Below are 25,008 nucleotides of genomic sequence, written 5' to 3'. Positions count from 1 at the left end.
CCGCTGGGCGACTCATGTGATCCATCATGGCGGAAATCAAGAACTATTCCCTGAACTTTGGTCCGCAGCACCCGGCCGCGCACGGTGTGTTGCGCTTGGTGCTGGAACTGGACGGCGAAGTGGTGCAGCGCGCCGACCCGCACGTTGGTCTGCTTCATCGCGCCACCGAAAAGCTGGCCGAGCACAAGACCTATATCCAGTCACTTCCCTATATGGACCGGCTCGATTACGTCTCGATGATGTGCAACGAGCATGCCTATTGCCTGGCAATTGAAAAGCTGCTGGGCATCGAGGTGCCGCTGCGTGCGCAATACATCCGGGTGATGTTTGCTGAAATCACGCGCCTGCTCAATCACCTCATGTGGCTCGGTTCGCACGGCAACGACTGCGGCAGCTCCACCATCCTGATCTACACCTTCCGCGAGCGCGAAGACCTGTTCGACATGTACGAAGCAGTGTCGGGCGCGCGCATGCATGCGGCCTACTTCCGTCCTGGTGGTGTGTACCGCGATCTGCCGGACAGCATGCCTCAGTACAAGGTCAGCAAGATCAAGAATGCCAAGGCGCTTGAGGCGATGAACCACAATCGCAAAGGTTCGTTGCTGGATTTCATTGACGACTTCACGCAGCGCTTTCCGGGCTGTATGGATGAGTATGAAACCCTGCTCACCGATAACCGCATCTGGAAGCAGCGCACCGTGGGCATTGGTGTGGTCCCACCCGAGCGCGCGCTGAACCTGGGTATGACCGGGCCCATGCTGCGGGGCTCGGGCATTGCGTGGGACTTGCGCAAGACCCAGCCGTACGATGTGTACGACCGAATGGACTTTGATGTTCCGGTTGGCAAAACCGGCGACTGCTACGACCGGTATCTGGTCCGCATGCAGGAAATGCGCGAGTCCAATCGCATCATCAAGCAGTGCGTCGACTGGCTGCGCGTCAATCCGGGCCCGGTGATTACGGACAACCACAAGATCGCTCCGCCCGATCGCGTATCCATGAAGTCCAACATGGAAGAGTTGATCCACCATTTCAAGCTGTTCACCGAAGGGTTCCATGTTCCCGAAGGTGAGGCTTATGCCGCGGTCGAACATCCCAAGGGCGAGTTTGGCATCTATCTGGTGAGTGACGGTGCCAACAAGCCTTATCGACTGAAGATCCGTGCCCCTGGCTTCGCGCATCTGGCCACGCTGGACGAAATGGCCCGTGGCCACATGCTGGCCGACGTGGTTGCCATCATCGGCACCATGGATATCGTGTTCGGAGAGATTGATCGATGATTACCGAAGCGACCAAAGCGCGATTTGCGCGCGAAGTAGCCAAGTACCCGGCGGAGCAGAAGCAATCTGCCGTGATGGCCTGCCTTGCCATCGTGCAGCAGGAACAGGGATACGTGAGCGAGGCCAGCGAAGCCGGCATTGCCGAATATCTTGGTATGCCGCAGATCGCCGTGCACGAAGTCACCACGTTCTACAACATGTACAACCAGCAAGCGGTGGGCAAATACAAGCTGAACGTTTGTACCAACCTGCCATGCCTCTTGCGTGATGGTGGCAAGGCGCTGGAGCATCTTGAGCACAAGCTGGGTATTTCCATGGGCGAAACGACGCCAGACGGCATGTTCACCCTGCAGCAGTGCGAGTGCCTTGGCGCCTGCGCCGATGCACCCGTGATGCTGGTGAACGATCGCAGTATGTGCAGCTTCATGGGCAACGACAAGCTCGACCAGCTGGTGGACAACCTGCGTGCGGCGGAGGCAAAGCAATGACTACAGCTGCCCAGGTACTTGCACAATTTCAGGCCGCAGGTGTCGAAACCTGCTTCCATGACCGGCATATCGCGTCACAGATTTATGCCGACCTGAATGGTTCCAACTGGGGCATCAAGGACTATGAAGCCCGTGGCGGATACCAAGCCCTGCGCACCATTTTGGGCGCGAATGGCGGCGAAGGTCTGACGCAGGATCAGGTGATTGCGACCGTCAAGGAGTCCGGACTTCGGGGGCGCGGCGGTGCAGGGTTTCCCACGGGATTGAAGTGGAGCTTCATGCCCCGGCAGTTCCCGGGGCAAAAATACCTCGTGTGCAACTCTGACGAGGGTGAGCCGGGTACATGCAAGGATCGCGACATCCTGATGTACAACCCGCACATCGTGATTGAGGGCATGATCATTGCTGCTTACGCGATGGGTATCAGCGTGGGCTACAACTACATTCACGGCGAAATCTTCCAGACGTACGAGCGCTTCGAGGCAGCTCTGGAAGAGGCGCGTGCTGCAGGCTACCTGGGCAATGGCATTCTGGGCAGCAGCTTCAGCTTTCAGCTGCATGCGCACCACGGTTTTGGTGCCTACATCTGCGGCGAGGAAACCGCCCTGCTCGAATCCCTGGAAGGCAAGAAAGGCCAGCCACGATTCAAGCCGCCGTTTCCGGCCAGTTTTGGCCTGTACGGCAAGCCCACCACCATCAACAACACCGAGACATTTGCTGCGGTGCCCTGGATCATTCGCAACGGCGGAGCTGCCTACCTGGCGTGCGGCAAGCCCAACAACGGTGGCACCAAGATCTTTTCGGTCAGTGGCGATGTGGAACGGCCCGGCAACTACGAGGTGCCCATGGGCACGCCGTTTGCCAAGCTGCTTGAGCTGGCTGGCGGTGTGCGCACGGGTCGCCAGCTCAAGGCGGTGATTCCTGGTGGTTCTTCGTCTCCCGTTTTGCCGGCATCCATCATCATGGAATGCACCATGGACTACGACTCGATTGCCAAGGCCGGTTCCATGCTGGGTTCTGGGGCGGTGATCGTAATGGACGACTCGCGCTGCATGGTGGAGTCGCTCAAGCGCCTGTCATATTTCTACATGCATGAGTCGTGTGGGCAGTGCACCCCTTGCCGGGAAGGTACGGGTTGGCTCTGGCGCCTGGTGGACCGCATTCACCGCGGCGACGGGCGTCCCGCCGACATGGATGTGCTGGATTCCGTTGCCAGCAACATCATGGGGCGCACCATCTGCGCCCTGGGCGACGCGGCAGCGATGCCCGTACGCGCCATGATCAAGCACTTCCGTCCCGAGTTCGAAGCGTTGATCCGGAACAAGACCCCTCAGGCTGCACCCTCTGCCTGATCGCGAGAAAAGCATATGGTTGAAATTGAACTGGACGGTCAGAAGGTAGAAGTCACCGAGGGTTCCATGGTGATGCATGCTGCCGAAAAGGCCGGCACCTACATACCCCACTTCTGCTACCACAAGAAGCTCTCGATTGCGGCCAGTTGCCGCATGTGCCTGGTGGACGTTGAAAAGGCGCCCAAGCCCATGCCCGCATGTGCCACGCCAGTCACGCAGGGTATGGTGGTGCGAACCAAGACCGACAAGGCCATTCAGGCGCAAAAGTCGGTCATGGAATTTTTGCTCATCAACCATCCGCTGGATTGCCCCATCTGTGACCAGGGGGGTGAGTGTCAGTTGCAGGATCTGGCGGTGGGCTACGGAGCATCGTCGTCCCGCTACGAAGAAGAAAAGCGCGTAGTACCAGTTAAAGATGTGGGCCCGCTGATATCTATGCAAGAGATGTCGCGTTGTATCCACTGCACACGTTGCGTGCGCTTTGGCCAGGAAGTGGCCGGCGTGATGGAACTGGGCATGATTCATCGCGGCGAGCACGCCGAGATCACCACCGTGACGGGGGAAACGATCGACTCCGAGCTCTCGGGCAACATGATCGACATCTGCCCGGTAGGTGCGTTGACCAGCAAGCCGTTCCGCTACAGCGCCCGCACCTGGGAGCTCTCACGCCGCAAGTCGGTCAGCCCGCACGATTCCACAGGCGCCAATCTGATTGTCCAGGTCAAGAATCACAAGGTCATGCGTGTCGTGCCTTTTGAAAATGAGGCAGTCAACGAATGCTGGATTGCAGACCGCGACCGTTTTTCGTATGAAGCACTCAACAGCGACGAGCGCCTGACCCAGCCCATGCTCAAGCAGGGCGGAACATGGCGCGAAGTGGACTGGCAGACGGCACTGGAGTACGTTGCCAATGGGTTGCGATGCGTTCGCAACGACCACGGTGCTGGCGCCATTGGTGCTTTGGTCAGTCCGCACAGCACTCTCGAAGAAATCTATCTGGCCGGCGCACTGGTGCGTGGGCTAGGTAGTGAAAACATTGACTATCGACTTCGCAATGCCGAATTCCCCGCTCCCTCCGGGATTCGCTGGCTGGGAACGTCGATTGCGTCTTTGTCCACCTTGCAGCGTGTGCTGGTGGTGGGCTCCAATCTGCGCAAGGACCACCCGCTGTTTGCACAGCGGATTCGTCAGGCAGCGCGCCATGGTTGTGCTGTCAGCGCTATCAATTCAGAAGTTTTTGACTGGGCCATGCCTGTCGCGCACTCTTTGGTGCTGGCGTCTGGCGCATGGGAGCAGGCGCTGGCCGGCGTAGCCGCAGCGGTCGCCCAGGAAAAGGGCGTGCAGGCTCCTGACGACACGGTTCAGGTGGGCGATTCTGCCTTGGCTATTGCTCGCTCGCTGCTGGGCGGCGAGCGCAAGGCAATATTGCTCGGTAACGCAGCCGCCCACCATGCGAGTGCCAGCCGTTTGCTGGCACTGGCGCAGTGGATCGGAGAGCACACCGGTGCCACGGTGGGCTATCTGACCGAGGCTGCCAACACGGTCGGAGCGCAGTACGCTGGCGCAGTGCCCGTCAATGGCGGCCACAATGCAGGTCAGATGCTCGCAGGGAGCCTCAAGGCCGCCATTCTTTTGAACACGGAACCTGCCTTTGACTCTGCTGGCGGTGACGCGGCCTGTCAGGCGCTTGCCAATACCGACATGGTTGTCACCCTGAGTCCCTTCAAGGCCAACATGGCTTTCAGCGACGTACTGCTGCCAATTGCCCCGTTTACTGAAACCTCGGGCAGTTTTGTGAATGCCGAAGGCCGGTTGCAGAGTTTCCATGCGGTCGTCCGGCCGTTGGGTGAAACCCGGCCTGCCTGGAAGGTGTTGCGAGTGCTCGCCAACCTTTTGAATGTTCCGGGCTTTGATTTCGAGACATCTCAGGATGTACTGGCCCGGGCAACCAACACACCGGCGGGTGGCATCGCTGAAGTTTCGTCCGTACAGCTGAGTAACGCCCAAGCTTTGCTGCCACAGGCGGCAAGTCCTGCGACCGGTGAGCCGGCAGTGGCATCCATCTACCAGCTGGATGGAATCGTGCGTCGGGCCACTTCATTGCAACTGACGGCGGATGCTCGTCGCACGCAGGAAGGAGTCGCGGCATGATTGATGCTATCCACAACGCAGGTCTGAATCTGTTGAGCTACGGCTGGTGGACAGCCATCGTCTGGCCGGTTCTCTGGATTCTTTTGAAAATAGTGGTCATTCTGGCGCCGTTGATGGGGGCTGTTGCCTACCTGACACTTTGGGAGCGCAAGTTGCTGGGTTTCATGCAGGTTCGCCATGGTCCGAATCGTGTCGGCCCTATGGGCTTGCTGCAGCCCATTGCGGATGCGCTCAAGCTGCTGACCAAGGAAATCATCCAGCCTACCGCTGCCAGCAAGGGTTTGTTTGTGCTGGGGCCGGTCATGGCGATCATGCCCGCATTGGCGGCCTGGGTTGCGATTCCTTTTGGCCCGGATGTTGCGTTGGCCAATGTGAACGCGGGTTTGCTGCTGGTGATGGCCATCACGTCCATTGAAGTCTACGGCGTGATCATCGCTGGATGGGCATCCAACTCCAAGTACGCATTTCTGGGCGCCTTGCGAGCTTCCGCGCAGATGGTCAGCTACGAAATTGCCATGGGGTTCTGCTTCCTGGTGGTAATCATGGTGTCTGGCAGCATGAACCTCACGGAGATCGTGATGGGGCAGGGGCGTGGCATGGCAGCCGACAAGGGACTGGTCTTTCTGTCTTGGAACTGGTTGCCATTGCTGCCGATTTTCCTCGTGTACCTGATTTCTGGTGTGGCAGAAACCAACCGCCATCCCTTCGACGTTGTCGAGGGCGAAGCCGAGATTGTTGCCGGGCACATGGTGGAGTACTCCGGCATGGGGTTTGCCATCTTCTTCCTTGCCGAATACGCCAGCATGTGGCTGGTGTCCATCCTGGCTGCGCTGATGTTCCTGGGGGGCTGGCTCTCGCCAATCGACAGCGCATTGTTCAACTGGATTCCGGGCTGGATCTGGCTGGGCCTCAAAACCTTTGTGGTGGTGTCGATGTTTATCTGGATCCGGGCGACTTTCCCCCGCTTCCGTTACGACCAGATCATGCGTCTGGGCTGGAAGATCTTTATTCCGGTCACGCTGGTGTGGTTGCTCATTGTTGGCGGGTGGTTGCTCTCGCCTTGGAATATCTGGAAATAAGCGGGGACACAAATGACTGCTGTTGCTGCTGCTGCACCTTTTTCGTTCAAAGACTTTCTCAAGAGCTTCATGCTCGTGGAGCTGCTCAAGGGCATGGCCCTGACTGGGCGCTATGCCTTTCGCCGTAAGGTGACGGTGCAGTTCCCTGAGGAAAAGACGCCCTTGTCACCACGGTTTCGGGGGTTGCACGCGTTGCGTCGCTATGACAACGGTGAAGAGCGTTGCATTGCCTGCAAGCTGTGCGAAGCCGTTTGCCCTGCGATGGCCATCACCATCGAATCCGATGTCCGTGACGATGGGTCACGCCGCACCACGCGCTACGACATTGATCTGACCAAGTGCATCTTCTGCGGCTTTTGCGAAGAGAGTTGCCCGGTGGATTCGATTGTTGAGACGCACATCCTCGAATACCACGGCGAGAAGCGCGGCGACCTGTATTTCACCAAAGACATGCTTTTGGCGGTGGGTGACCGCTACGAGGGTGAAATTGCTGCGGCCAAGGCCGCTGACGCCAAGTACCGTTAACGCGCTACTGCTGCGAATCCCTTAGGCCAGACTTTATACAAAGACCCGATTCATGGACGCCAAGACTGGTTTTTTCTATCTCTTCTCGGTAGTGCTGCTGTTTGCAGCCTTCCGGGTGATTACTGCGCGCAATCCAGTGCATGCGGTGCTGCACCTCATCCTTGCCTTCTCGCAGGCTGCGGCAATCTGGTTGCTGCTCAAGGCGGAGTTCCTTGCCATCGTGCTGGTCCTTGTGTATCTGGGCGCAGTCATGGTGCTGTTCCTGTTCGTAGTGATGATGCTCGACATCCACATCGACACGATCCGCAAGGGGTTTTGGAAGCATTTTCCACTGGCCGCCTTTGTCGGTGCCTTGATCGCCCTGGAAATGGCAGCGGTGGTCATTGGAGGGTTCCGTGGTATGGACGAACCCAAGGCTGCAGCGGTGGTGCTGGATGCCGCGGGGCAGGTGGTCCCTTACTCCAACGCCAAGACGCTTGGCAAATTACTCTACACGGAATATTTGTATCCCGTGGAAATTGCCGCTGTCATTTTGCTCGTGGCCATGGTTGCCGCCATTGCTTTGACGCTGCGCCAACGCAAGGACACCAAGGCGATCGACCCCTCGATGCAGGTCAGGGTGCGGGCGCGTGATCGTCTGCAAGTGGTCAAGCTGGCGGCAACCCAGAAGCCTGGCCCAGAAGTCGCCAGCGAGCCTGCGGGCGAGGAGAAAAAAGCATGACATTGACGCTGGGCCATTTTCTTTCACTGGGCGCCATGCTGTTCGCCCTTGCAGTGATCGGTATTTTCCTGAATCGCAAGAATCTGATTGTCTTGCTGATGGCGATTGAGTTGATGCTGTTGGCGGTCAACATGAATTTCGTGGCGTTTTCGCACTATCTGGGCGATATGCACGGTCAGGTTTTCGTGTTCTTCATCCTGACAGTGGCGGCTGCCGAGTCGGCCATTGGTCTGGCCATTCTGGTGCTGCTGTTCCGCAATAACTCCAGCATCAACGCGGAAGATCTCAACACCCTCAAGGGTTGAGTCGCCCACATTCCCAAGGTTCTCAAGAATGAGTCAAACCCTCTCTGCTTCAACGCTTTTGGCGGTTCCTTTGGCACCGCTGGCAGGCGCATTGCTGGCCGGTATATTTGGTACCACGTTTGGCGGCAACTGGATTGGTCGTCGCCTCAGCCACACGCTGACCATCCTGGGCGTGTTGGTTGCATTCATCCTGTCTGCCATGACGCTCAAGAGCGTGGCACTGGATGGTGCGCGCTTCAATGAGACGCTGTACACCTGGATGGTCGTAGGAGGCCTCAAGATGGAGGTGGGCTTCCTGGTGGACAGCCTTACTGCCATGATGATGGTGGTAGTCACTTTTGTGTCGCTCATGGTGCACATCTACACTATTGGCTACATGGAAGAGGATGACGGCTACAACCGTTTCTTTGCCTACATCTCGCTGTTCACGTTCTCCATGCTCATGCTCGTCATGAGCAACAACTTGCTGCAGCTATTCTTTGGCTGGGAAGCGGTGGGCCTGGTTTCCTATCTGCTGATCGGCTTCTGGTTCAATAAGCCCTCTGCCATCTTCGCCAACATGAAGGCCTTTCTGGTCAATCGCGTGGGTGACTTCGGTTTCATCCTCGGCATTGGCCTGATCGCGGCCTACGCTGGCACGCTCAATTACGCCGAGGTGTTTGGCAAGACCGCCGAGCTGGGCGGGCTTGCGTTCCCCGGCACCGACTGGATGCTCATTACGGTCATCTGCATCTGCCTGTTCATCGGCGCAATGGGTAAAAGCGCCCAGTTCCCTCTGCATGTGTGGTTGCCTGATTCCATGGAAGGCCCAACTCCCATCTCCGCCTTGATTCACGCGGCGACCATGGTGACGGCCGGCATTTTCATGGTGGCCCGCATGTCGCCGCTGTTCGAGCTGTCGGATACGGCACTCAACTTCATTTTGGTGATTGGTGCGATCACTGCGCTCTTCATGGGCTTTCTGGGCATCATTCAGAATGACATCAAGCGTGTGGTGGCTTACTCCACCTTGTCGCAGCTCGGTTACATGACGGTGGCCCTGGGGGCATCGGCTTACTCTGTGGCGGTGTTCCACTTGATGACCCACGCATTTTTCAAGGCGCTTTTGTTCCTTGGTGCTGGTTCGGTCATCATGGGCATGCACCACAACCAGGACATCCGCTGGATGGGGGGCGTGCGCAAGTACATGCCCATTACCTGGATTACCTCGTTGCTTGGCTCTTTGGCACTGATCGGCACACCTCTGTTCTCGGGGTTCTACTCCAAGGACAGCATCATTGAAGCGGTTCACTTCAGTCAACTTCCGGCTGCAGGTTTTGCACACTTTGCGGTGTTGGCCGGGGTGTTCATCACGGCGTTTTACTCGTTCCGCATGTACTTTCTGGTTTTTCACGGCAAAGAACGCTATGACCAGAATCCAGACGCACACCATGCGGGCGACCATGGCCACGGTCATGATGACCACCATGAACCGCACGAATCGCCATGGGTGGTTACCGTGCCCCTGGTGTTGCTGGCGATTCCTTCAGTCGTGGTGGGCTTCATGTTCATCCAGCCGATGCTGTTTGGAGATTTTTTCAAGGATGTGATTTTTGTGGATGCAGTCAAGCATCCCGCGATGGCCAAGCTGGCCGAGATCTTCCACGGTCCCATGGGCATGGCCCTGCATGGGCTGCAGACAGCGCCGTTCTGGCTGGCGTTGGCGGGTGTTGGGCTGTCCTATTACATGTACATGGTCAATCCCGCATTGCCAACGGCCATCAAGGCGCGAGTGCAGCCCCTGTATGCGTTGCTGGAAAACAAGTACTACCTCGACTGGATCAACGAAAACATCCTGGCGCGTGGTGCACGTGCCTTGGGCACCGGTCTTTGGAAGGTGGGAGATCAGGCCATCATCGACGGTGCCATGGTCAACGGTTCATGGAAGCTGGTTCGCTGGGTTTCCAGTGTGGTGCGGTGGATGCAGACGGGTTTCATCTTCCACTATGCCCTCGTGATGATTCTGGGGGTGTTTGCGCTGATGACCTGGTTTGTCTGGCGCGACTATTTCCTGCAGCTCATCAAATAAGGAAAAGAACAAAATGGGTTTGTTGAGTCTTGCAATCTGGACGCCAATCGTTTTTGGTGTTCTGCTGCTGGCGGTGGGTCGGGATGAACATTCCCGTGCTGTCCGCTGGATCGCCCTGATTGGCGCTGTCATCGGCTTGTTGGTAACGCTGCCTCTGTATGACGGCTTCAAGCTGGGCACTGCTGCCATGCAGTTTGTAGAGAAGACCACGTGGATTGAACGTTTTAACGTCCATTACCACCTGGGTGTGGACGGCCTTTCCTTCTGGTTTGTGCCCCTCACCGCCTTCATCACGGTCATTGTGGTGATCGCTTCCTGGGAGTCGATTACTGAGCGGGTCAACCAGTACATGGGTGCCTTTCTGATCCTTTCAGGATTGATGATTGGTGTGTTCTGCGCACTCGACGGCCTGCTGTTCTATGTGTTCTTTGAGGCAACCCTGATTCCGATGTACCTGATCATTGGCATCTGGGGCGGACCTAACAAGATTTACGCAGCTTTCAAGTTTTTCTTGTACACGCTGCTCGGCTCGCTGCTGATGCTGATTGCGCTCATCTTTCTGTACAACCAGTCGGGTGGCAGTTTTGATATTGCGGCGTGGCACAAGTTGCCCCTCAGCTCCACGGCGCAGACGATGCTTTTCTTCGCATTCTTTGCGGCCTTTGCTGTGAAAGTGCCTATGTGGCCTGTGCACACCTGGTTGCCTGATGTGCACGTGGAAGCCCCCACAGGCGGTTCTGCTGTCTTGGCGGCCATCATGCTCAAGCTGGGCGCCTACGGTTTCCTGCGCTTCTCGATGCCGATTGCCCCGGATGCTTCCCGGGAATGGGCGTGGTTGATGATCGCGTTGTCGCTGGTGGCCGTGATTTATGTCGGTCTGGTGGCCATGGTTCAGAAAGACATGAAGAAGCTGGTGGCTTATTCGTCCGTTGCACACATGGGTTTTGTGACGCTCGGCTTTTTCATCTTCAACGATCTGGGTGTTTCGGGTGGTCTGGTGCAGATGATCGCGCACGGCTTTGTTTCCGGTGCCATGTTTCTTTCGATCGGTGTTCTTTACGACCGAGTGCACTCGCGAGAAATCTCCGCCTATGGCGGCGTGGTCAATACCATGCCCAACTTCACGGCATTTGCCTTGCTGTTTGCCATGGCCAACTGCGGGCTTCCAGGAACCGCCGGGTTTGTGGGCGAGTGGATGGTGATCCTTGGCGCAGTGAAGGCCAACTTCTGGATTGGTGTTGCAGCTGCCACAGCACTGATTTTCGGTGCAGCCTATACGCTTTGGATGTTCAAACGTGTTTATCTGGGTCCCGTGGGTAACGACCATGTCAAGGCACTGCAAGACATCAACAGCCGTGAATTCTTGGTGATGGCATTGCTGGCTTTGGCTGTTCTGGCCATGGGCCTTTATCCACGCCCCTTCACCGACGTGATGGACACCTCCGTGGCGGAGTTGCTCAAGCATGTGGCCCTGTCCAAGCTGAACTGACCAGACTGAACTGAGAGATTCGAGATGATTGACAACATCAGCTGGCTTGCCATTTACCCCGAGATCGTGCTGTTGGCCATGGCCTGCGTGATCATGCTTGTGGACCTGGGGGTTCACAGTCCTCGCCGTACCGGCACCTATGTGCTCACCATGCTCACGCTGGCAGTGGTTGCTGTTCTGCAGGGTGTGTACGCCAGCAGTGGAAACACGTTCTATGGTTTCGGCAACATGGTGGTCAGTGATGCGATGGGCAACTGGCTCAAGTGCTTCGCCACTGTGGCAGTGATGGTGACGCTGGTTTACGGCCGTCCTTATGCCGCCGATCGTGGAATGCTGCGCGGTGGCGAGTTGTTCACCCTGTCGATGTTGGCTTTGCTGGGCATGTTCATCATGATCTCCGGTAACAACTTCCTCGTGATTTACCTGGGCCTGGAACTGCTCACCCTGTCCAGCTACACGCTGGTGGCATTGCGTCGCGACAACGCCATGGCAACGGAAGCTGCCATGAAGTATTTTGTGCTGGGGGCCATGGCAAGCGGGTTCCTGCTTTATGGTTTGTCGATGCTTTACGGTGCCACGGGATCCCTGGATATCGGGCAAGTGTTCAAGGCCGTCAATTCTGGCCAGATCCGCCACCAGGTGCTGGTGTTTGGATTGGTCTTCGTGGTGGCAGGTCTGGCTTTCAAGCTGGGCGTGGTGCCTTTCCACATGTGGATTCCCGATGTCTATCAAGGTGCCCCCACTGCAGTCACGCTGATGATTGGTGGCGCGCCCAAGCTTGCTGCGTTTGCAATCACCATTCGGCTTTTGGTGGACGGTTTGTTACCACTGGCCATCGATTGGCAGCAGATGCTGGCAGTGCTGGCCATTGGCTCGCTGCTGGTGGGTAACCTTGCAGCCATTGCCCAGACCAATCTGAAGCGCATGCTGGCTTACTCCACCATTTCTCAGATGGGTTTTGTCTTGCTGGGCCTGTTGTCGGGTGTCATCAACGGCAATGTGGATGCCGCTGCCGTTGAGAGCGCCTACAGCTCCGCCATGTTCTACGTGGTGAGCTATGTCCTTACAACCCTGGCAGCGTTCGGCGTGATTTTGCTGCTGGCCCGTGAAGGCTTTGAGAGCGAAGAAATCGCAGATCTGGCGGGTCTCAATCAGCGCAGCCCCCTGTATGCGGGCGTGATGGCTGTCTGCCTATTCTCCATGGCCGGCATTCCACCGCTGGTGGGTTTCTATGCCAAGCTGTCTGTCTTGCAGGCCTTGGTGGCGTCCGGACAGGGGCTTTACATTGCGTTGGCGGTGTTTGCTGTCCTCATGTCGTTGATTGGCGCTTTCTACTACCTGCGCGTCGTGAAGGTCATGTATTTTGATGCCCCTCTGACGGCAACCAGCGTGTCTGCGCCCCTGGATGTTCGCGTGGTGTTGACTGTCAACGGTGCACTGGTGCTGGTGCTCGGCTTGTTGCCCGGTGGTTTGATGGCCCTGTGTGCAGATGCCATCGTGCGTGCCCTGGCCACCTGAACCCAATCAAAGTACTTCTGTGTCTCAAACTGGATCGATCTGGCTTGTCATCGTGGCCGCGTTCATCGCGGCCAACCTGCCGTTTATCAACCACCGGATGATGGTGGTCGGGCCCTTGGCCCAGACCAAGAAGGCGTTGATTGTTCGTCTTGTTGAGCTGGTGGTGCTGTACTTTCTGGTCGGCGGCATTGCCCTTCTGCTGGAACGGCGTGCCGGGCAGATTGCACCACAGGGGTGGGAGTTCTATGCCGTTACTGGAACCTTGTTTCTTACGCTGGCATTTCCGGGTTTTGTTTACCGCTATCTGCTGCGTCGCCACGATTGACCACGGTTCAAAGAGACTGCCTTCATGAAGGTGCTTGACCTGCATTGTCAGCAGGGCCACGTATTTGAGGGGTGGTTCGCCTCGGAAGAAGATTTTCAGGGGCAGCTGCGCGATTCGCTCGTGCAGTGCCCGTTGTGCGCTGACGTCCACATTTCCAAAAGACTGAGTGCGCCCAGGCTGAATCTGGGTGCTCGGCAATCCACTGCCACACCCGTCGTTGCGGATTCGTCGGTGGCAAGCAGCACTGTCGACGCGTCTGGCGCTGATCGTCAGGCGGCATGGTTGTCGCTGGCGCGCAAGATCATGGCCACCACAGAAGACGTAGGTCCACAATTTGCGCAAGAAGCCAGGCGCATCCACCGCGGAGAGGTTGAAGAGCGGGCGATTCGGGGCCAGGCGTCACCCGACGAGACCCTGCAGTTGCTCGACGAAGGCATTGCGGTTCTGCCACTCCTGTTGCCAGAGGCAGCCAAAGAAACCTTGCAATAAGGCCACGCCGTGCGGCTGCGCTGGCCCTTTCGCATCGATCTTACTGCTGTCACTACGGAGTCGGTCATACGGTGAATTGCAGTGCTGCAAGACGCGCATAGATACCGCCCTGCGTCAGCAGCACGGCGTGGGTACCCTGTTCGACGATGCGTCCATTTTCCAGCACCACGATCCGGTCAGCGTTTTGAACTGTGGCGAGACGGTGCGCAATCACCAGTGTCGTCCGCTGGCCGGTGTGTCGCTGCATGGCCATCTCCAGTGCGGCCTGCACCATGCGTTCGCTTTCCGCGTCGAGCGCGCTTGTGGCTTCATCCAGTAGCAGCAGGGGAGGATTTTTCAGCATCGCGCGCGCAATGGAGATGCGCTGGCGTTGTCCGCCAGAAAGGCGCACACCCCGCTCTCCTAGAAAGGTGGAGTATCCCTCCGGCAGGGCTTCAATGAAGTCGTGGGCGAAGGCCGCCTTGGCAGCAGCGATCACCTCATCGGTAGATGCATTGGGGCACCCATACCGGATATTGTCGAAAGCAGAAGCCGAAAAGATCACGGCGTCCTGGGGCACGGTACCAATGTTGGCGCGCAACTCCTCCAGTGCCAACTGCCGGATTTCGACGCCGTTGAGAGCAATGCGGCCTTGCAACGCGCCATTGGCACGCTGGTCTACGTCGTAGAAGCGTTGGAGCAGTTGAAAAACGGTGGTTTTTCCTGCACCGCTGGCCCCGACCAGCGCTACCGTTTCTCCCGGTTGCAGGTGCAGCGTGAAGCCTTGCAATGCCGGTTGGTCGGGCCGCGACGGGTAATGAAAATCAACCGCTTCAAAGTCCACCCGAAGGCCTTGGTTTCCCGTGGGCAGCGGTTGGGGCGCCCGAGACTCTGCCACGGGGGACTCACTCGCTATCAGTTCCATCAGGCGTTCTGTCGCGCCTGCGGCGCGCAGCAGGTCGCCATAGACCTCGCCGAGCACCGCCACGGCACCGGCCAGCAAGATGACATACACCACGGTCTGCCCCAGGTGGCCTGCTGTCATTTGTCCGTCCAGCACAGCCTGGGTTCCCCGGTAGAGGCCCCACAGCAGCAGGCCGGCGTTGGCAATGATGATGAACGCCACAAGAAAAGCGCGCGCACGTGTGCGCCGGATGGCGGTCAGAAAGGCGTTTTCGGTGGCTTTGCCAAAGCGAGCCGACTCACGCGCTTCGGCCGTGTAGCTTTGCACCACCGGAACGGCATTGAGCACCTCGGCCGCGATGGCGCTGGAGTCGGCCACGCGGTCCTGGCTGTCGCGCGAGAGGCGCCGTACGCGCCGCCCTATCCACATGCTGGGCAAAACCACCAGTACCAACACCAATAGGACAACCGCCATCACGTACGGGTTGGTCCACACCAGCATCACCAGCGCGCCCACTCCCATGACGGCATTGCGCAGCCCCATGGAGAGTGATGAACCGACCACCGTCTGCACCAGCGTGGTGTCGGCTGTCAGTCGCGACAAAACCTCGCCGGTCTGCGTGGTTTCAAAGAACTGCGGGCTTTGCCGCAGCACATGGCTGTAGACGGCATTGCGCAGGTCAGCGGTGATTCGTTCGCCCAGCCAGCTCACCATGTAAAAGCGTGCCGCTGAAAAAATGCCGAGGGCGATGGCGACGCCAAACAGCGCCAGAAAATGCCCGCGCAGCGCCATCGTCTGGTCGCCATGGTCGGATGCCATCAGGCCTCCATCGATCAGATTGCGCAATGCCAGCGGAAACGCCAACGTGGCCCCCGCCGCCAGCACCAGAAAAATCAGCGACAGACCAATCTGGGCGCGGTAGGGCCGCAAAAAAGGAAGCAGGCCAGACAGAGAGCGCGGAGCGCCGCGCGCGCGCAGGGGAGAAGATGTTGCCATCAGGGCAGTGTAGGCTGCCCCGAAGGGTGGTGCACAGTGGGCACGCGTGCCTTTTGGGCCCTGTGCTTTTACACGGTGGTGGCAGCTCGGGTGGTGCATAGCGGCGGCCGCGGCCGGTGGTGCCGGATGCACCCCGTCCACCCGACAAAAAACGAAGCCGCAGGCGGCACCCCATTTGGTGACCCGAAGCTGCGCCATCGCCCGCTTGAATGCTCCATACGGACCATTGCGACGCCCGTTGCGCAAACGCGTGTTGGCGCGGTGGGGTGGGCGTTCTTACGTAGGCATTTATACATAGGCATTTGTCCCAGTACCTGCGTGCCCATGCCGGGACTTACGATGCAACTCAACAAAACGCATCTTCCGAGACCTTGCGGCAAGGCTCTTTCCTCAGCATCCCCATGGAGCGATCAAGGCGCAATGAGCGACGTCATTCTTGAAACACAAAGCCTGACCAAAGAGTTCAAAGGCTTCACCGCGGTCAGCAACGTGACCCTGTCGGTGCGCCGTGGCTCCATCCACGCCCTGATTGGACCCAATGGCGCCGGCAAGACCACCTGCTTTAACCTGCTCACCAAATTTCTGGAGCCCACCTCGGGTCTGATCCGTTTTAACGGGCAGGACATCACGCGCGAAAAGCCCGCTGAGATCGCGCGCCGCGGCGTGATCCGTTCGTTCCAGATATCAGCGGTGTTTCCGCACCTGACGCTGATGGAGAACGTGCGCATTGGGCTGCAGCGCAAGCTGGGCACCGCCTTTCATTTCTGGCGCAGCGAGCGCAGCCTGCGCCAGCTCGATGCCCGCGCCATGGAGCTGCTCACCGAAGTGGGCCTGGAAGACCTGGCCGACGAACTCACGGTGAACCTGCCCTATGGCCGCAAGCGCGCCCTCGAAATCGCCACCACGCTGGCCATGGAGCCAGAGCTCATGCTGCTCGATGAACCCACGCAGGGCATGGGTCACGAGGACGTGGACCGCGTCACGCAACTCATCAAGAAGGTCTCGGCTGGCCGGACCATCCTGATGGTCGAGCACAACATGAAAGTGGTGTCCACCATTGCCGATTGCATCACCGTGCTGCAGCGTGGTGCCGTGCTGGCAGAAGGGCCTTACGCCGAAGTTTCGAATAACCCCCAAGTGATGGAAGCCTACATGGGCACGACCGATGGCCAACTGCAGGGAGCCCACTGAAATGGCCACCACTGCCTCCAACACCCCTGCGCTGGAAATCAGCCATCTGGAAGCCTGGTACGGCGAGTCGCATGTGCTGCATGGCGTGGACATCATGGTGCGGCCCGGCGAAGTCGTGACCTTGCTCGGGCGCAACGGCGCTGGTCGCACCACCACCATGCGGGCTGTCATGGGCCTCACCGGCGCCCGCAAGGGCTCTGTGAAGATCAATGGTGTGGAGACCATCCACATGCCAACGCACCGCATTGCGCACCTGGGCGTGGGCTACTGCCCTGAAGAACGGGGCATTTTCTCCAGCCTGTCGTGCGAAGAAAACCTGCTGCTTCCGCCGGTTCTCAAGACGGGCACGCAGGGCATGTCGATTGATGAAATTTATGCCATGTTCCCCAACCTGGCCGAACGCCGCCACAGCCAGGGCACGCGCCTGTCGGGCGGTGAGCAGCAGATGCTGGCCGTGGCGCGCATCCTGCGCACCGGCGCCAAGCTGCTGCTGCTCGATGAAATCTCTGAAGGCCTGGCGCCCGTCATCGTGCAGGCGCTGGCCCGCATGATCATCATGCTGCGCGAACGCGGCTACACGGTGGTCATGGTCGAGCAGAACTTCCGCTTTGCTGCACCGCTGGCTGACCGCTTTTATGTGATGGAGCACGGCCGCATCGTCGAGAAATTCGGCGCCAGCGAGCTGGAAGAAAAGATGCCGGTGCTCAACAACCTTCTCGGCGTCTGAGCGGGCGGACTGCCACGTCCCGTGTTTTTGCAACATTTATCACCACAACAGGAGACATTCATGAAAAACAAGCTCAAGGCACTCGCACTGATGCTCGGCGCAGCCGGCCTGGCCACTTCGGCCGTCCACGCGCAGGACAAAGTCAAGATCGGTTTCATCACCGACATGTCCAGCCTGTATGCCGACGTGGAGGGCAAGAACGGTGCCGTGGCGATCCAGATGGCCATCGACGACTTTGGCGGCAAGGTGCTGGGCATGCCGGTCGAATTGATCAGCGCGGACCACCAGAACAAGGCCGACATCGCCGCCTCCAAGGCGCGTGAATGGATCGACACACAGGGCGTGACCATGCTGTTCGGTGGCACCAACTCGGGCACGGCGCTGGCTGCCGCCAAGGTGGCTGCGGAAAAGAAGCGCGTCTATGTCAACAGTGGTGCCGGCTCATCGGCCCTGACCAATGAGCAATGCACCCCCTACACCGTGCACTACGCCTACGACACCGTGGCGCTGGCCCGCGGCACCGGCTCGGCCATTGTGGATGCGGGCGGCAAGAGCTGGTTTTTCCTGACAGCTGACTATGCCTTTGGTCAGGCACTCGAAGCGGACACCTCTGCCGCCGTCAAGGCCAAGGGCGGAACGGTTGCAGGCTCTGTGCGTCACCCGCTCAACGCATCGGACTTCTCTTCGTTCCTGCTGCAGGCGCAAAACTCCAAGGCACAAATTCTCGGTCTGGCCAATGCGGGTGGCGACACCATCAATGCCATCAAGGCCGCCAAGGAATTCGGCATTGACAAGACGATGAAGATGGCGGGCCTGCTGCTGTTCATCACCGACATCCACAGCCTGGGTCTCAAGAACACCGAAGGCCTGCAATTCACCAGCAGCTGGTATTGGGATCTGAACGACGAGACGCGCAAGTTCGGCAAGCGTTTCTTCGACAAGACCAAGCGCATGCCCACATCGATTCAGGCGGCTGATTACTCGGCCACCATGAATTACCTCAAGGCCGTTGAAGCTGCCAAGAGCGTGGATGCCGACAAGGTCATGGCCGCCTGGCGCGCCATGCCGATGAATGACTTCTACGCCTCCGGCACGCTGCGCCCCGATGGCCGCTATGTGCACGACATGTACCTGCTGCAAGTGAAGAAGCCTTCCGAGTCAACCAAGCCTTGGGATTACTTCAAGGTCGTCAAGAAGATTCCTGGCGACCAGATCTTCACGACCAAGGCCGAGAGCAAGTGCGCTCTCTGGAAATAAGCTCCTGACCTGACCCCCCGCCTTCTGCCGCCTGCCATGGAAATTTTTGGTGTCTCATTGCCGGGTCTCTTGAGTCAGCTCCTTTTGGGGCTGGTCAATGGCTCGTTTTACGCAATCCTCAGCCTCGGGCTGGCCGTGATTTTCGGCCTGCTCAACGTCATCAACTTTGCGCACGGTGCGCTGTTCATGATGGGGGCCGTGATTACCTGGATGGCCATGAACTACTTCGGCATCAACTACTGGTTGATGCTGGTGCTGGCGCCGCTGGTGGTGGGGGTGTTCGGGGTTTTGATCGAGCGGCTGCTGCTGCGCTGGATCTACAAGCTGGACCATCTGTATGGCCTGCTGCTCACACTGGGACTGACGCTGCTGATCGAGGGCATCTTTCGCTCGATCTACGGTGTCTCGGGCCTGGGTTATGACACCCCTGAGCTGCTCGAAGGCGCCACCAGTCTGGGCTTCATGATCATGCCCAACTACCGTGCCTGGGTGGTTGTGGCTTCCATCACGGTGTGCATTGCCACGTGGTATGTGATCGAAAAGACCAAGTTGGGCGCCTACCTGCGTGCGGGCACCGAGAACCCGCGCCTGGTGGAAGCGTTTGGTGTCAACGTGCCGCTGATGATCACGCTGACCTATGCGTTTGGTGCCGGTTTGGCGGCCTTTGCCGGTGTGCTGGCAGCGCCGGTGTACCAGGTGTCTCCGCTGATGGGGCAAAACCTCATCATCGTGGTGTTTGCCGTGGTCGTGATCGGTGGCATGGGCTCCATCATGGGCTCCATCCTGACCGGGCTGGGCCTGGGCATCGTCGAAGGATTCACCAAGGTGTTCTATCCCGAAGCATCCTCGACCGTGGTGTTTGTCATCATGGTCATCGTTCTCCTGATTCGCCCCGCCGGCCTGTTCGGCAAAGAAAAATAAGGGGCTGTTCACATGAATTCCAAGAACCTTACCGCTATTGGCTACGGCCTGTTGTTCATCGGCCTGCTGGTGGCGCCGTTGCTGGGCGCCTACCCGGTGTTCGTGATGAAGCTGATGTGCTTCGCGCTGTTTGCCTCCGCCTTCAACCTGCTGCTTGGCTACACCGGCATGCTGTCTTTTGGCCATGCGGCCTTTCTGGGGGGTTCGGCCTATGTGGCAGGCCAGTCCATGAAGGTGTGGGGCTTTACCCCCGAAATCGGCCTGCTGCTGGGCACGGCCAGCGGCGCGTTGCTGGGCCTGGTGGTCGGTTTCTTTGCCATTCGCCGCACAGGCATCTACTCCACGATGATTACGCTGGCACTGGCGCAGATGCTGTTCTTCATCTGCCTGCAGATGCCCTTTACCGGTGGTGAAGACGGGCTGCAAGGCGTGCCACGCGGCAAGCTGTTTGGTGTGTTTGATCTGCAAAATGACCTGGCCATGTACTACGTGGTGCTGGTCGTGGTGGTGGCGGCGTTTTTGCTGATCGTGCGCACCGTGCACTCGCCCTATGGTCAGGTGCTCAAGGCCATCAAGGAAAACGAGCCGCGTGCCATTTCGCTGGGCTACGACACCAACCGCTTCAAGCTGCTGGCGTTTGTGCTGTCGGCTGCGCTGTCGGGGCTGGCCGGCTCGCTCAAAACCCTGGTGCTGGGGTTTGCCACGCTCAGCGATGTGCACTGGACTGCATCGGGCCATGTGGTGCTGATGACGCTGGTGGGTGGCCTTGGCACGCTGTCGGGGCCGTTGGTGGGCTCGGCCGTGGTGGTGTTGCTGGAGAACAAGCTGGGTGAAATCGGCAGCTTCCTGGCCACGCTGACCAGCGTGGAATGGTTCAACACGCTGGGTGAGTCGGTCACCATGGTGACGGGCCTGATTTTTGTGATCTGCGTGCTGGCATTCCGCCGCGGCATCATGGGCGAAATCATTGCCTGGCTGGTTCGCCGCAAGGCGGGCAACAAAGGCTGATTCGCCCGAATCGATCGGAGTCGCCCATTTTTTGCAGCCATAGGCCGTTGCGTCACAAGCGCAGCGGCTTTTTGTATCCCGTCATTTCCAGATAGCCCCGGCCAACGGCTTCGCCCGCGCCATTGCGCAACTCCGACAGGCCTTCCCAGTAAATCGCCCCGGTAGAGCTGCTGCTGTCGAGCTCCTGGTCGTCCAGCAGCGCACGCACACCAAACTGGCCAGCGGGGGTTGTCACCAGCCATTGCACCGGGTAGCGGGCGTCGCTCAAGGGGCTGCTCCAGTGGCGTTCTGCGGCAAACACCACGGTGTTGTTGGCAAACACCTGGGTCTCCTGGCGCACCGGGCGGAACGAGCCACCCGTCCACAGCGTTGAGCCATCGGCGCGCCGCAAGCGAAACGCCGTGAGCGCGCTGCCGTCGTAGAGGTTCATGCCTATCCAGTCCCAGCCCACGGCGTCGGGGTGCATCAGCGCATCGCTCCATTCATGGTCCAGCCAGGCGCGGTTGGTGTCGTTGTCGGTGGTGCTGCTTTCAATGACCATACTGCGCCCGTTCAGCACAATGGCGCCGCTCACGGCCAGCTGTGGCTGGCTGTAGTAATAGCTGGCCTGGGCAGCCTCAGGGCCTTTGCGGGACAGGCCCTGCCGGCCTTGCAGCAGCGGCGGCTGGGCTGTGTCGCAGCGCAAGTCGAGCCCGAAGCCGTCGCCCTCGACCCGTGCGAGATAGCGGCTGCCGCTGGTGATGGGGCTTTGTCCAGCGCTGCCGGGCGCTGCACGCTGGGTGCCGTCGGGCAGGGCGGTTCTGGCAAGCGACCAGTCGCGCAGCTTGACGGCCGTGTCGGACTCGCTGGCCTGCGCCACGCCAAAGCCCGCGCGGGCGATGCGTTGGTCGTGGTGCAAGCGCTGGCCCTGGATGTCGGTCAGTGCCGCGTGGGCGAACAGCAGCTGCCTGGCCGCAAAGGCCGACTGCATGCCTTGCGTGGCATCCACCCGCGAGCGGAAAAACGTCACCTGAAACCCCCACAGCCTGCCCTCGGCATGCACATGGCCCGTGAGGTACCACCATTCGGTGTGCAGGTCCGGGTGGCTGCCATGGTCGCGCGGAAATTGAAGCGTTCGCACGGGCAGCGCCAGCGCATTGGCCGCGCCCGCCCCCAGGATCAGCGCCAGCCATTGGCGGCGCGTGCACAGGGCAAAGCGCCCGGGCGGCGGTGTGAGGGGCATGGGCAGCTGCGCGGCTGGCATGTCAGGCTTGACTGGCATACCGGCGCTGGTGGGTCGGGGTGCCGTGGCCAGAGCCGCAGGCCCCGCCGTGGGGTTCAAAAAATGGGGGCTGCGCGGGCATGGCGTGAATTGTCTTTCAATGCTTTCGGGCCGGTTGTAGGGTTTAGCGGGCATCCGGCCGGACCTACCAGTCTTCCTTGACGGCCAGCACCGCATCCTGTCCGGCTGCCGCCCGGCCCGCCAGCCAGGCCGTAAGGGTGCCTGAGGCCACCACCACGGCGCACAGTGCCAGCAAGCGGGCTGCGGGCACGCGCAGATCCATGGTCCAGTGAAAGCTTTGCGGGTTGACCACGTGCACCAGCACAAATGCCACGGCCAGGCCCAGCAGCACCCCCACGGCTGCGCCCACGCCGGTCCATGCCGCGCCTTCGCCGGCTACCACGGCCAGAATCTGGCGGCGTGTGAGGCCCAGGTGGGCCAGCAAACCGAACTCCTTGCGCCGTGCCAGCACCTGCGCGCTGAAGCTGGCCGCAACACCAAACAGGCCGATACCAATGGCCACCGCCTGCAGCCAGTAGGTGACGGCAAAGCTGCGGTCGAAGATGCGCAGCGAGCGCTCGCGGATGGAACCGGACGAGACAAATTCCAGCCCTGCTGCGCCTGCCTCCGTGGGGGCCTCTGTGCCAGCATCGGGCCCGGCCAGCGCGCGGATCGCCTGCTGTAACTGCGCCAGGTCGGTGCCATCGCGGGGCCACAGTGCCAGATCGCTGGCACGTGTGTCGCCCGTCAGGCGCAGGTAGTCGGCCAGGTCCATGGCCACGGTGCCCGACTGGCGGGCATAGTCGCGCCATACGCCTGCTATAAAAAATAGAGCTGATTGCGCTTGTCCATCATGCTTCAGAGGGCTAAAAGACCTTGAAAGTGCGGGCCACTCCATGCCGGGCTGCAGGCCATACAGGTCCACCACCGCCTCGCTGATGTAAACCCCCATGCGGCCTTCGGGCACGGGCAGCGCCGCAGCCACCAGCGGCAGCGCGCGCGCGGGATCGCTGCCCAGCGGGCGACTCATCAGCGTGAGGGCGGGGCGTGCGGCGTCCAGCTGTAGCGGGCCGATGCGCAGGGGTTGCACGCGGTCCACGCCGGGCAACTGCGCCACGGCTTCGTCGAACCCCGGCGGCAGCAGGGCCGATTCGCCCCCTGCCGCACTCAGGGCCGAGCGCACATACAGCGGAGATGGCAGCACCGCATCGAGCCATTGGGTGACCGAGCCGCGAAAGCTGGCCACCATCACCGTCAGCGCCACGGCCAGGCTCAAGCTGGCCACTACGCCGCCCACCGCAATGGCGGCCGTGCCGCGCATGCGGCGCGCGCGCTCCAGGGGCAGCATCAGCAGCAGATGGCTGGCCGCCAACGGGCGCAGGCGGTGCAACAGCCAGGCCATGCCCCAGGGCAGCAGCGCAATGCCGCCCACCAGCAGCAAGCCAATTGCGACGTAGGCGGCCAATGCAATGCCGAATATGGGTGGAGCGCTTGCCAGTAAAGCGCCAGCAGCTATCAAAATGATACCCGTAGTAGCGCCTGCCCCTGGGCCAGCCGTGGCGCCCAGACCCTTGAGCGTTTGCGCAGGCGGCAGATTGCGGGCGGCACGCGCGGGCCACCAGCCCCCCACCAGCGCGGCGACAACACCCAGTGCGCCGTAGAGCAGCGCAGCCGGGCCGCTCCAGTGCAGCGTCGGTTGTACGCCGGCAAAGTAGCCGCCACCCAGGTCGCCCCCCAGCAGTTGCAGCGCGGTGGCCGCCAGCGCCGTGCCCAGCGCAATGCCGGCGGCACTGCCCACCAGCCCCAGCAGGGCCGACTCGGCCAGCACCAGCGCCAGGCGCTGGCGCGGCGTGGCGCCCAGCACCGCCAGCAACGCAAACTGGGGCGCGCGCTGCGCCACGCTGAGCGCCAGCACCGAAAACACCAGAAATGCCCCCGTGAACAGCGCCACCAGCGCCAGCACCGTCAGGTTGACGCGGTAGGCGCGCGACAGGTTGCCGATTCGCTGCACGGCATCGCCAGGCTCGGCCAGCACGGCGTTGGCGGGCCAGCCGGGCAGTGATTGCAGCGCCTGCGCAAATGCCGTGCGGTCGGCGCCCGGTTGCAGTTGCAGATCAATGCGGGTGAGGCGACCCCCTTGCCCCCACAGGTCCTGCGCCGCGCCGATGTCCATCACGGCCAGGGGCGCGCCACCCGCTGCCACGGTGCCCGCCACGCGCACCGTGTGCGATCCGTGCGGGCCGGCCTGCAGCTGCAGCTGTGCCGGGCCACTGCCATCTGTCGCCAGGCCCAGGGCCTGCAAGGCCGCCGCGTTGAGAAACACGGTGGCCGGCGCCAGCATGGCCAGCCGCTCGCTGGTGGCAAACGCGCGGGGCATGAGCGCGGGCGCCACGGCAGGCAGCAGCAGCGCATCGGCCCCCACCACCCGCAGCACCACGCGGGCGGGTGCGGGCGCGGGTGCCACCGCTGGTGCGGTGGCTGGTGGCGTGGCGGGCTGTGTGGTCGGTGGGGCATCCACCTGGGCCATGGTGGACAGCTCCAGCCAGGGGCTGGCACGCGCCACCTGCGGGTGGTTGGCCAGCTGCGCATAAAGCGCTTCGGGCAACGGGCCCTGCATGGCGCGCAGCTCCAGATCGGGCTGGCCGTTCACGGCGCGCACGGCCTGCGAAAACTCATCGAGGGCCGAGGTGTTGATCACATGCACGGCAAAGGCCAGCGCTACGCCCAGCATCACGGCGGCCACTGCGGCGGCGCTGCGCCAGGGATGGTGGCGCAACTCTTGCCAGGAGAAGGTGCGAAGCAGTGCAAGCATGACCCGATTGTGACGGCCCAGCACAGACAGGGCAGGCCATTGAGACAGATCAAACGCAACCGCAGCGGCTCTTGAAATCGGGCCAGCCTGTTCGTATGTTGGACTTGGGGCTGGTGCTCTTCCTTGCCGGCCCGGTTGTCCAACCCTTACGTTCAGGAGCTT

At 60.4% G+C, this 25,008-nt stretch carries 21 protein-coding genes; 18 read left to right on the top strand and 3 right to left on the bottom strand.

Features of this window, described 5'->3' with window-relative positions:
* Nucleotides 1-26 precede the first annotated feature (26 nt).
* From B7Y64_RS04930 to B7Y64_RS04870, 13 genes are read left to right on the top strand one after another with little or no spacing between them, the layout of a single operon-like run.
* Nucleotides 27-1,280 carry an NADH-quinone oxidoreductase subunit D gene (locus tag B7Y64_RS04930; protein WP_291324021.1) on the top strand — a complete coding sequence of 418 codons (1,254 nt, stop codon included), beginning with the start codon at nucleotides 27-29 and terminating at the stop codon, nucleotides 1,278-1,280.
* The gene (nuoE, locus tag B7Y64_RS04925; protein ID WP_024814476.1) at nucleotides 1,277-1,768 is read left to right on the top strand and encodes an NADH-quinone oxidoreductase subunit NuoE; all 492 of its coding nucleotides are present in this window, start codon (nucleotides 1,277-1,279) and stop codon (nucleotides 1,766-1,768) included. The genes B7Y64_RS04930 and nuoE overlap by 4 nt, the downstream gene beginning before the upstream one ends.
* Complete coding sequence (gene nuoF / locus B7Y64_RS04920; RefSeq protein ID WP_024814477.1) at nucleotides 1,765-3,120, top strand: NADH-quinone oxidoreductase subunit NuoF; 1,356 nt, start codon at nucleotides 1,765-1,767, stop codon at nucleotides 3,118-3,120. The genes nuoE and nuoF overlap by 4 nt, the downstream gene beginning before the upstream one ends.
* 15 nt (nucleotides 3,121-3,135) lie before the next feature.
* Nucleotides 3,136-5,271, top strand: a complete 2,136-nt coding sequence (nuoG, locus tag B7Y64_RS04915) for an NADH-quinone oxidoreductase subunit NuoG (protein WP_291324022.1) — start codon at nucleotides 3,136-3,138, stop codon at nucleotides 5,269-5,271.
* Nucleotides 5,268-6,350 carry an NADH-quinone oxidoreductase subunit NuoH gene (nuoH, locus tag B7Y64_RS04910; protein WP_024814479.1) on the top strand — a complete coding sequence of 361 codons (1,083 nt, stop codon included), beginning with the start codon at nucleotides 5,268-5,270 and terminating at the stop codon, nucleotides 6,348-6,350. The genes nuoG and nuoH overlap by 4 nt, the downstream gene beginning before the upstream one ends.
* Nucleotides 6,351-6,362: 12 nt before the next feature.
* Entirely contained in the window at nucleotides 6,363-6,875 is a 513-nt protein-coding gene (nuoI, locus tag B7Y64_RS04905) for an NADH-quinone oxidoreductase subunit NuoI (protein WP_024814480.1), read from the top strand.
* A 52-nt stretch (nucleotides 6,876-6,927) separates the two neighbouring features.
* Nucleotides 6,928-7,596, top strand: a complete 669-nt coding sequence (locus tag B7Y64_RS04900; RefSeq protein WP_291324023.1) for an NADH-quinone oxidoreductase subunit J — start codon at nucleotides 6,928-6,930, stop codon at nucleotides 7,594-7,596.
* Nucleotides 7,593-7,901, top strand: coding sequence for an NADH-quinone oxidoreductase subunit NuoK (gene nuoK, locus B7Y64_RS04895; protein WP_024814482.1), 309 nt, complete (start codon nucleotides 7,593-7,595; stop codon nucleotides 7,899-7,901). The genes B7Y64_RS04900 and nuoK overlap by 4 nt, the downstream gene beginning before the upstream one ends.
* A gap of 28 nt (nucleotides 7,902-7,929) precedes the next feature.
* Nucleotides 7,930-9,969 (top strand): NADH-quinone oxidoreductase subunit L, encoded by a 2,040-nt coding sequence (gene nuoL, locus B7Y64_RS04890; protein ID WP_024814483.1) that lies wholly within the window; start codon nucleotides 7,930-7,932, stop codon nucleotides 9,967-9,969.
* A 13-nt stretch (nucleotides 9,970-9,982) separates the two neighbouring features.
* The gene (locus B7Y64_RS04885; RefSeq protein WP_114655403.1) at nucleotides 9,983-11,458 is read left to right on the top strand and encodes an NADH-quinone oxidoreductase subunit M; all 1,476 of its coding nucleotides are present in this window, start codon (nucleotides 9,983-9,985) and stop codon (nucleotides 11,456-11,458) included.
* A 24-nt stretch (nucleotides 11,459-11,482) separates the two neighbouring features.
* Nucleotides 11,483-12,976, top strand: a complete 1,494-nt coding sequence (gene nuoN / locus B7Y64_RS04880) for an NADH-quinone oxidoreductase subunit NuoN (protein WP_024814485.1) — start codon at nucleotides 11,483-11,485, stop codon at nucleotides 12,974-12,976.
* 19 nt (nucleotides 12,977-12,995) lie between these two features.
* Nucleotides 12,996-13,301, top strand: a complete 306-nt coding sequence (locus tag B7Y64_RS04875) for a DUF2818 family protein (protein WP_024814486.1) — start codon at nucleotides 12,996-12,998, stop codon at nucleotides 13,299-13,301.
* A gap of 24 nt (nucleotides 13,302-13,325) precedes the next feature.
* The gene (locus B7Y64_RS04870) at nucleotides 13,326-13,790 is read left to right on the top strand and encodes a DUF1178 family protein (protein WP_024814487.1); all 465 of its coding nucleotides are present in this window, start codon (nucleotides 13,326-13,328) and stop codon (nucleotides 13,788-13,790) included.
* A gap of 64 nt (nucleotides 13,791-13,854) precedes the next feature.
* Here B7Y64_RS04870 and B7Y64_RS04865 read toward each other — a convergent pair whose 3' ends face one another.
* Complete coding sequence (locus tag B7Y64_RS04865; RefSeq protein ID WP_291324024.1) at nucleotides 13,855-15,669, bottom strand: ABC transporter transmembrane domain-containing protein; 1,815 nt, start codon at nucleotides 15,667-15,669, stop codon at nucleotides 13,855-13,857.
* Nucleotides 15,670-16,089: 420 nt separating this feature from the next.
* Between B7Y64_RS04865 and B7Y64_RS04860 the strand changes: the two genes are divergently transcribed.
* The 5 genes from B7Y64_RS04860 to B7Y64_RS04840 are packed head-to-tail and all read left to right on the top strand — an operon-like array spanning nucleotide 16,090 to nucleotide 20,773.
* Nucleotides 16,090-16,860: an ABC transporter ATP-binding protein gene (locus tag B7Y64_RS04860; protein WP_111865408.1), complete on the top strand. Its 771-nt coding sequence runs from the start codon at nucleotides 16,090-16,092 to the stop codon at nucleotides 16,858-16,860.
* A 1-nt stretch (nucleotide 16,861) separates the two neighbouring features.
* Nucleotides 16,862-17,587, top strand: a complete 726-nt coding sequence (locus tag B7Y64_RS04855) for an ABC transporter ATP-binding protein (RefSeq protein ID WP_024814490.1) — start codon at nucleotides 16,862-16,864, stop codon at nucleotides 17,585-17,587.
* Between the two features lie 60 nt (nucleotides 17,588-17,647).
* Nucleotides 17,648-18,844, top strand: coding sequence for an ABC transporter substrate-binding protein (locus B7Y64_RS04850; RefSeq protein ID WP_291324025.1), 1,197 nt, complete (start codon nucleotides 17,648-17,650; stop codon nucleotides 18,842-18,844).
* Nucleotides 18,845-18,880: 36 nt separating this feature from the next.
* On the top strand, nucleotides 18,881-19,765 hold the full coding sequence (locus tag B7Y64_RS04845) for a branched-chain amino acid ABC transporter permease (protein ID WP_024814492.1): 885 nt from the start codon (nucleotides 18,881-18,883) through the stop codon (nucleotides 19,763-19,765).
* 12 nt (nucleotides 19,766-19,777) lie between these two features.
* On the top strand, nucleotides 19,778-20,773 hold the full coding sequence (locus tag B7Y64_RS04840) for a branched-chain amino acid ABC transporter permease (RefSeq protein WP_291324026.1): 996 nt from the start codon (nucleotides 19,778-19,780) through the stop codon (nucleotides 20,771-20,773).
* A gap of 52 nt (nucleotides 20,774-20,825) precedes the next feature.
* On the opposite strand, the gene B7Y64_RS04835 is transcribed toward B7Y64_RS04840, so the two are convergent.
* The gene (locus tag B7Y64_RS04835) at nucleotides 20,826-21,995 is read right to left on the bottom strand and encodes a carotenoid 1,2-hydratase (RefSeq protein ID WP_291328489.1); all 1,170 of its coding nucleotides are present in this window, start codon (nucleotides 21,993-21,995) and stop codon (nucleotides 20,826-20,828) included.
* A 184-nt stretch (nucleotides 21,996-22,179) separates the two neighbouring features.
* A complete protein-coding gene (locus tag B7Y64_RS04830; RefSeq protein WP_291328460.1) occupies nucleotides 22,180-24,846 on the bottom strand; it encodes an ABC transporter permease in 2,667 nt (888 codons plus the stop codon).
* Nucleotides 24,847-25,008: the final 162 nt, after the last annotated feature.

Origin of the sequence: Acidovorax sp. 35-64-16 (assembly GCF_002281195.1) — a bacterium.
Taxonomy (GTDB): domain Bacteria; phylum Pseudomonadota; class Gammaproteobacteria; order Burkholderiales; family Burkholderiaceae_C; genus Acidovorax; species Acidovorax defluvii.
Note: the sequence above shows the minus strand (reverse complement) of the source record. Positions and strands in the feature narration are given on the sequence as shown.

Coding starts and splice junctions, on each gene's coding strand:
- B7Y64_RS04930 (WP_291324021.1), top strand. CDS start 27: ATGGCGGAAATCAAGAACTATTCCCTGAACTTTGGTCCGCAGCACCCG.
- nuoE (WP_024814476.1), top strand. CDS start 1,277: ATGATTACCGAAGCGACCAAAGCGCGATTTGCGCGCGAAGTAGCCAAG.
- nuoF (WP_024814477.1), top strand. CDS start 1,765: ATGACTACAGCTGCCCAGGTACTTGCACAATTTCAGGCCGCAGGTGTC.
- nuoG (WP_291324022.1), top strand. CDS start 3,136: ATGGTTGAAATTGAACTGGACGGTCAGAAGGTAGAAGTCACCGAGGGT.
- nuoH (WP_024814479.1), top strand. CDS start 5,268: ATGATTGATGCTATCCACAACGCAGGTCTGAATCTGTTGAGCTACGGC.
- nuoI (WP_024814480.1), top strand. CDS start 6,363: ATGACTGCTGTTGCTGCTGCTGCACCTTTTTCGTTCAAAGACTTTCTC.
- B7Y64_RS04900 (WP_291324023.1), top strand. CDS start 6,928: ATGGACGCCAAGACTGGTTTTTTCTATCTCTTCTCGGTAGTGCTGCTG.
- nuoK (WP_024814482.1), top strand. CDS start 7,593: ATGACATTGACGCTGGGCCATTTTCTTTCACTGGGCGCCATGCTGTTC.
- nuoL (WP_024814483.1), top strand. CDS start 7,930: ATGAGTCAAACCCTCTCTGCTTCAACGCTTTTGGCGGTTCCTTTGGCA.
- B7Y64_RS04885 (WP_114655403.1), top strand. CDS start 9,983: ATGGGTTTGTTGAGTCTTGCAATCTGGACGCCAATCGTTTTTGGTGTT.
- nuoN (WP_024814485.1), top strand. CDS start 11,483: ATGATTGACAACATCAGCTGGCTTGCCATTTACCCCGAGATCGTGCTG.
- B7Y64_RS04870 (WP_024814487.1), top strand. CDS start 13,326: ATGAAGGTGCTTGACCTGCATTGTCAGCAGGGCCACGTATTTGAGGGG.
- B7Y64_RS04865 (WP_291324024.1), bottom strand. CDS start 15,669: ATGGCAACATCTTCTCCCCTGCGCGCGCGCGGCGCTCCGCGCTCTCTG.
- B7Y64_RS04860 (WP_111865408.1), top strand. CDS start 16,090: ATGAGCGACGTCATTCTTGAAACACAAAGCCTGACCAAAGAGTTCAAA.
- B7Y64_RS04855 (WP_024814490.1), top strand. CDS start 16,862: ATGGCCACCACTGCCTCCAACACCCCTGCGCTGGAAATCAGCCATCTG.
- B7Y64_RS04850 (WP_291324025.1), top strand. CDS start 17,648: ATGAAAAACAAGCTCAAGGCACTCGCACTGATGCTCGGCGCAGCCGGC.
- B7Y64_RS04845 (WP_024814492.1), top strand. CDS start 18,881: ATGGAAATTTTTGGTGTCTCATTGCCGGGTCTCTTGAGTCAGCTCCTT.
- B7Y64_RS04840 (WP_291324026.1), top strand. CDS start 19,778: ATGAATTCCAAGAACCTTACCGCTATTGGCTACGGCCTGTTGTTCATC.
- B7Y64_RS04835 (WP_291328489.1), bottom strand. CDS start 21,995: ATGCCCCTCACACCGCCGCCCGGGCGCTTTGCCCTGTGCACGCGCCGC.
- B7Y64_RS04830 (WP_291328460.1), bottom strand. CDS start 24,846: ATGCTTGCACTGCTTCGCACCTTCTCCTGGCAAGAGTTGCGCCACCAT.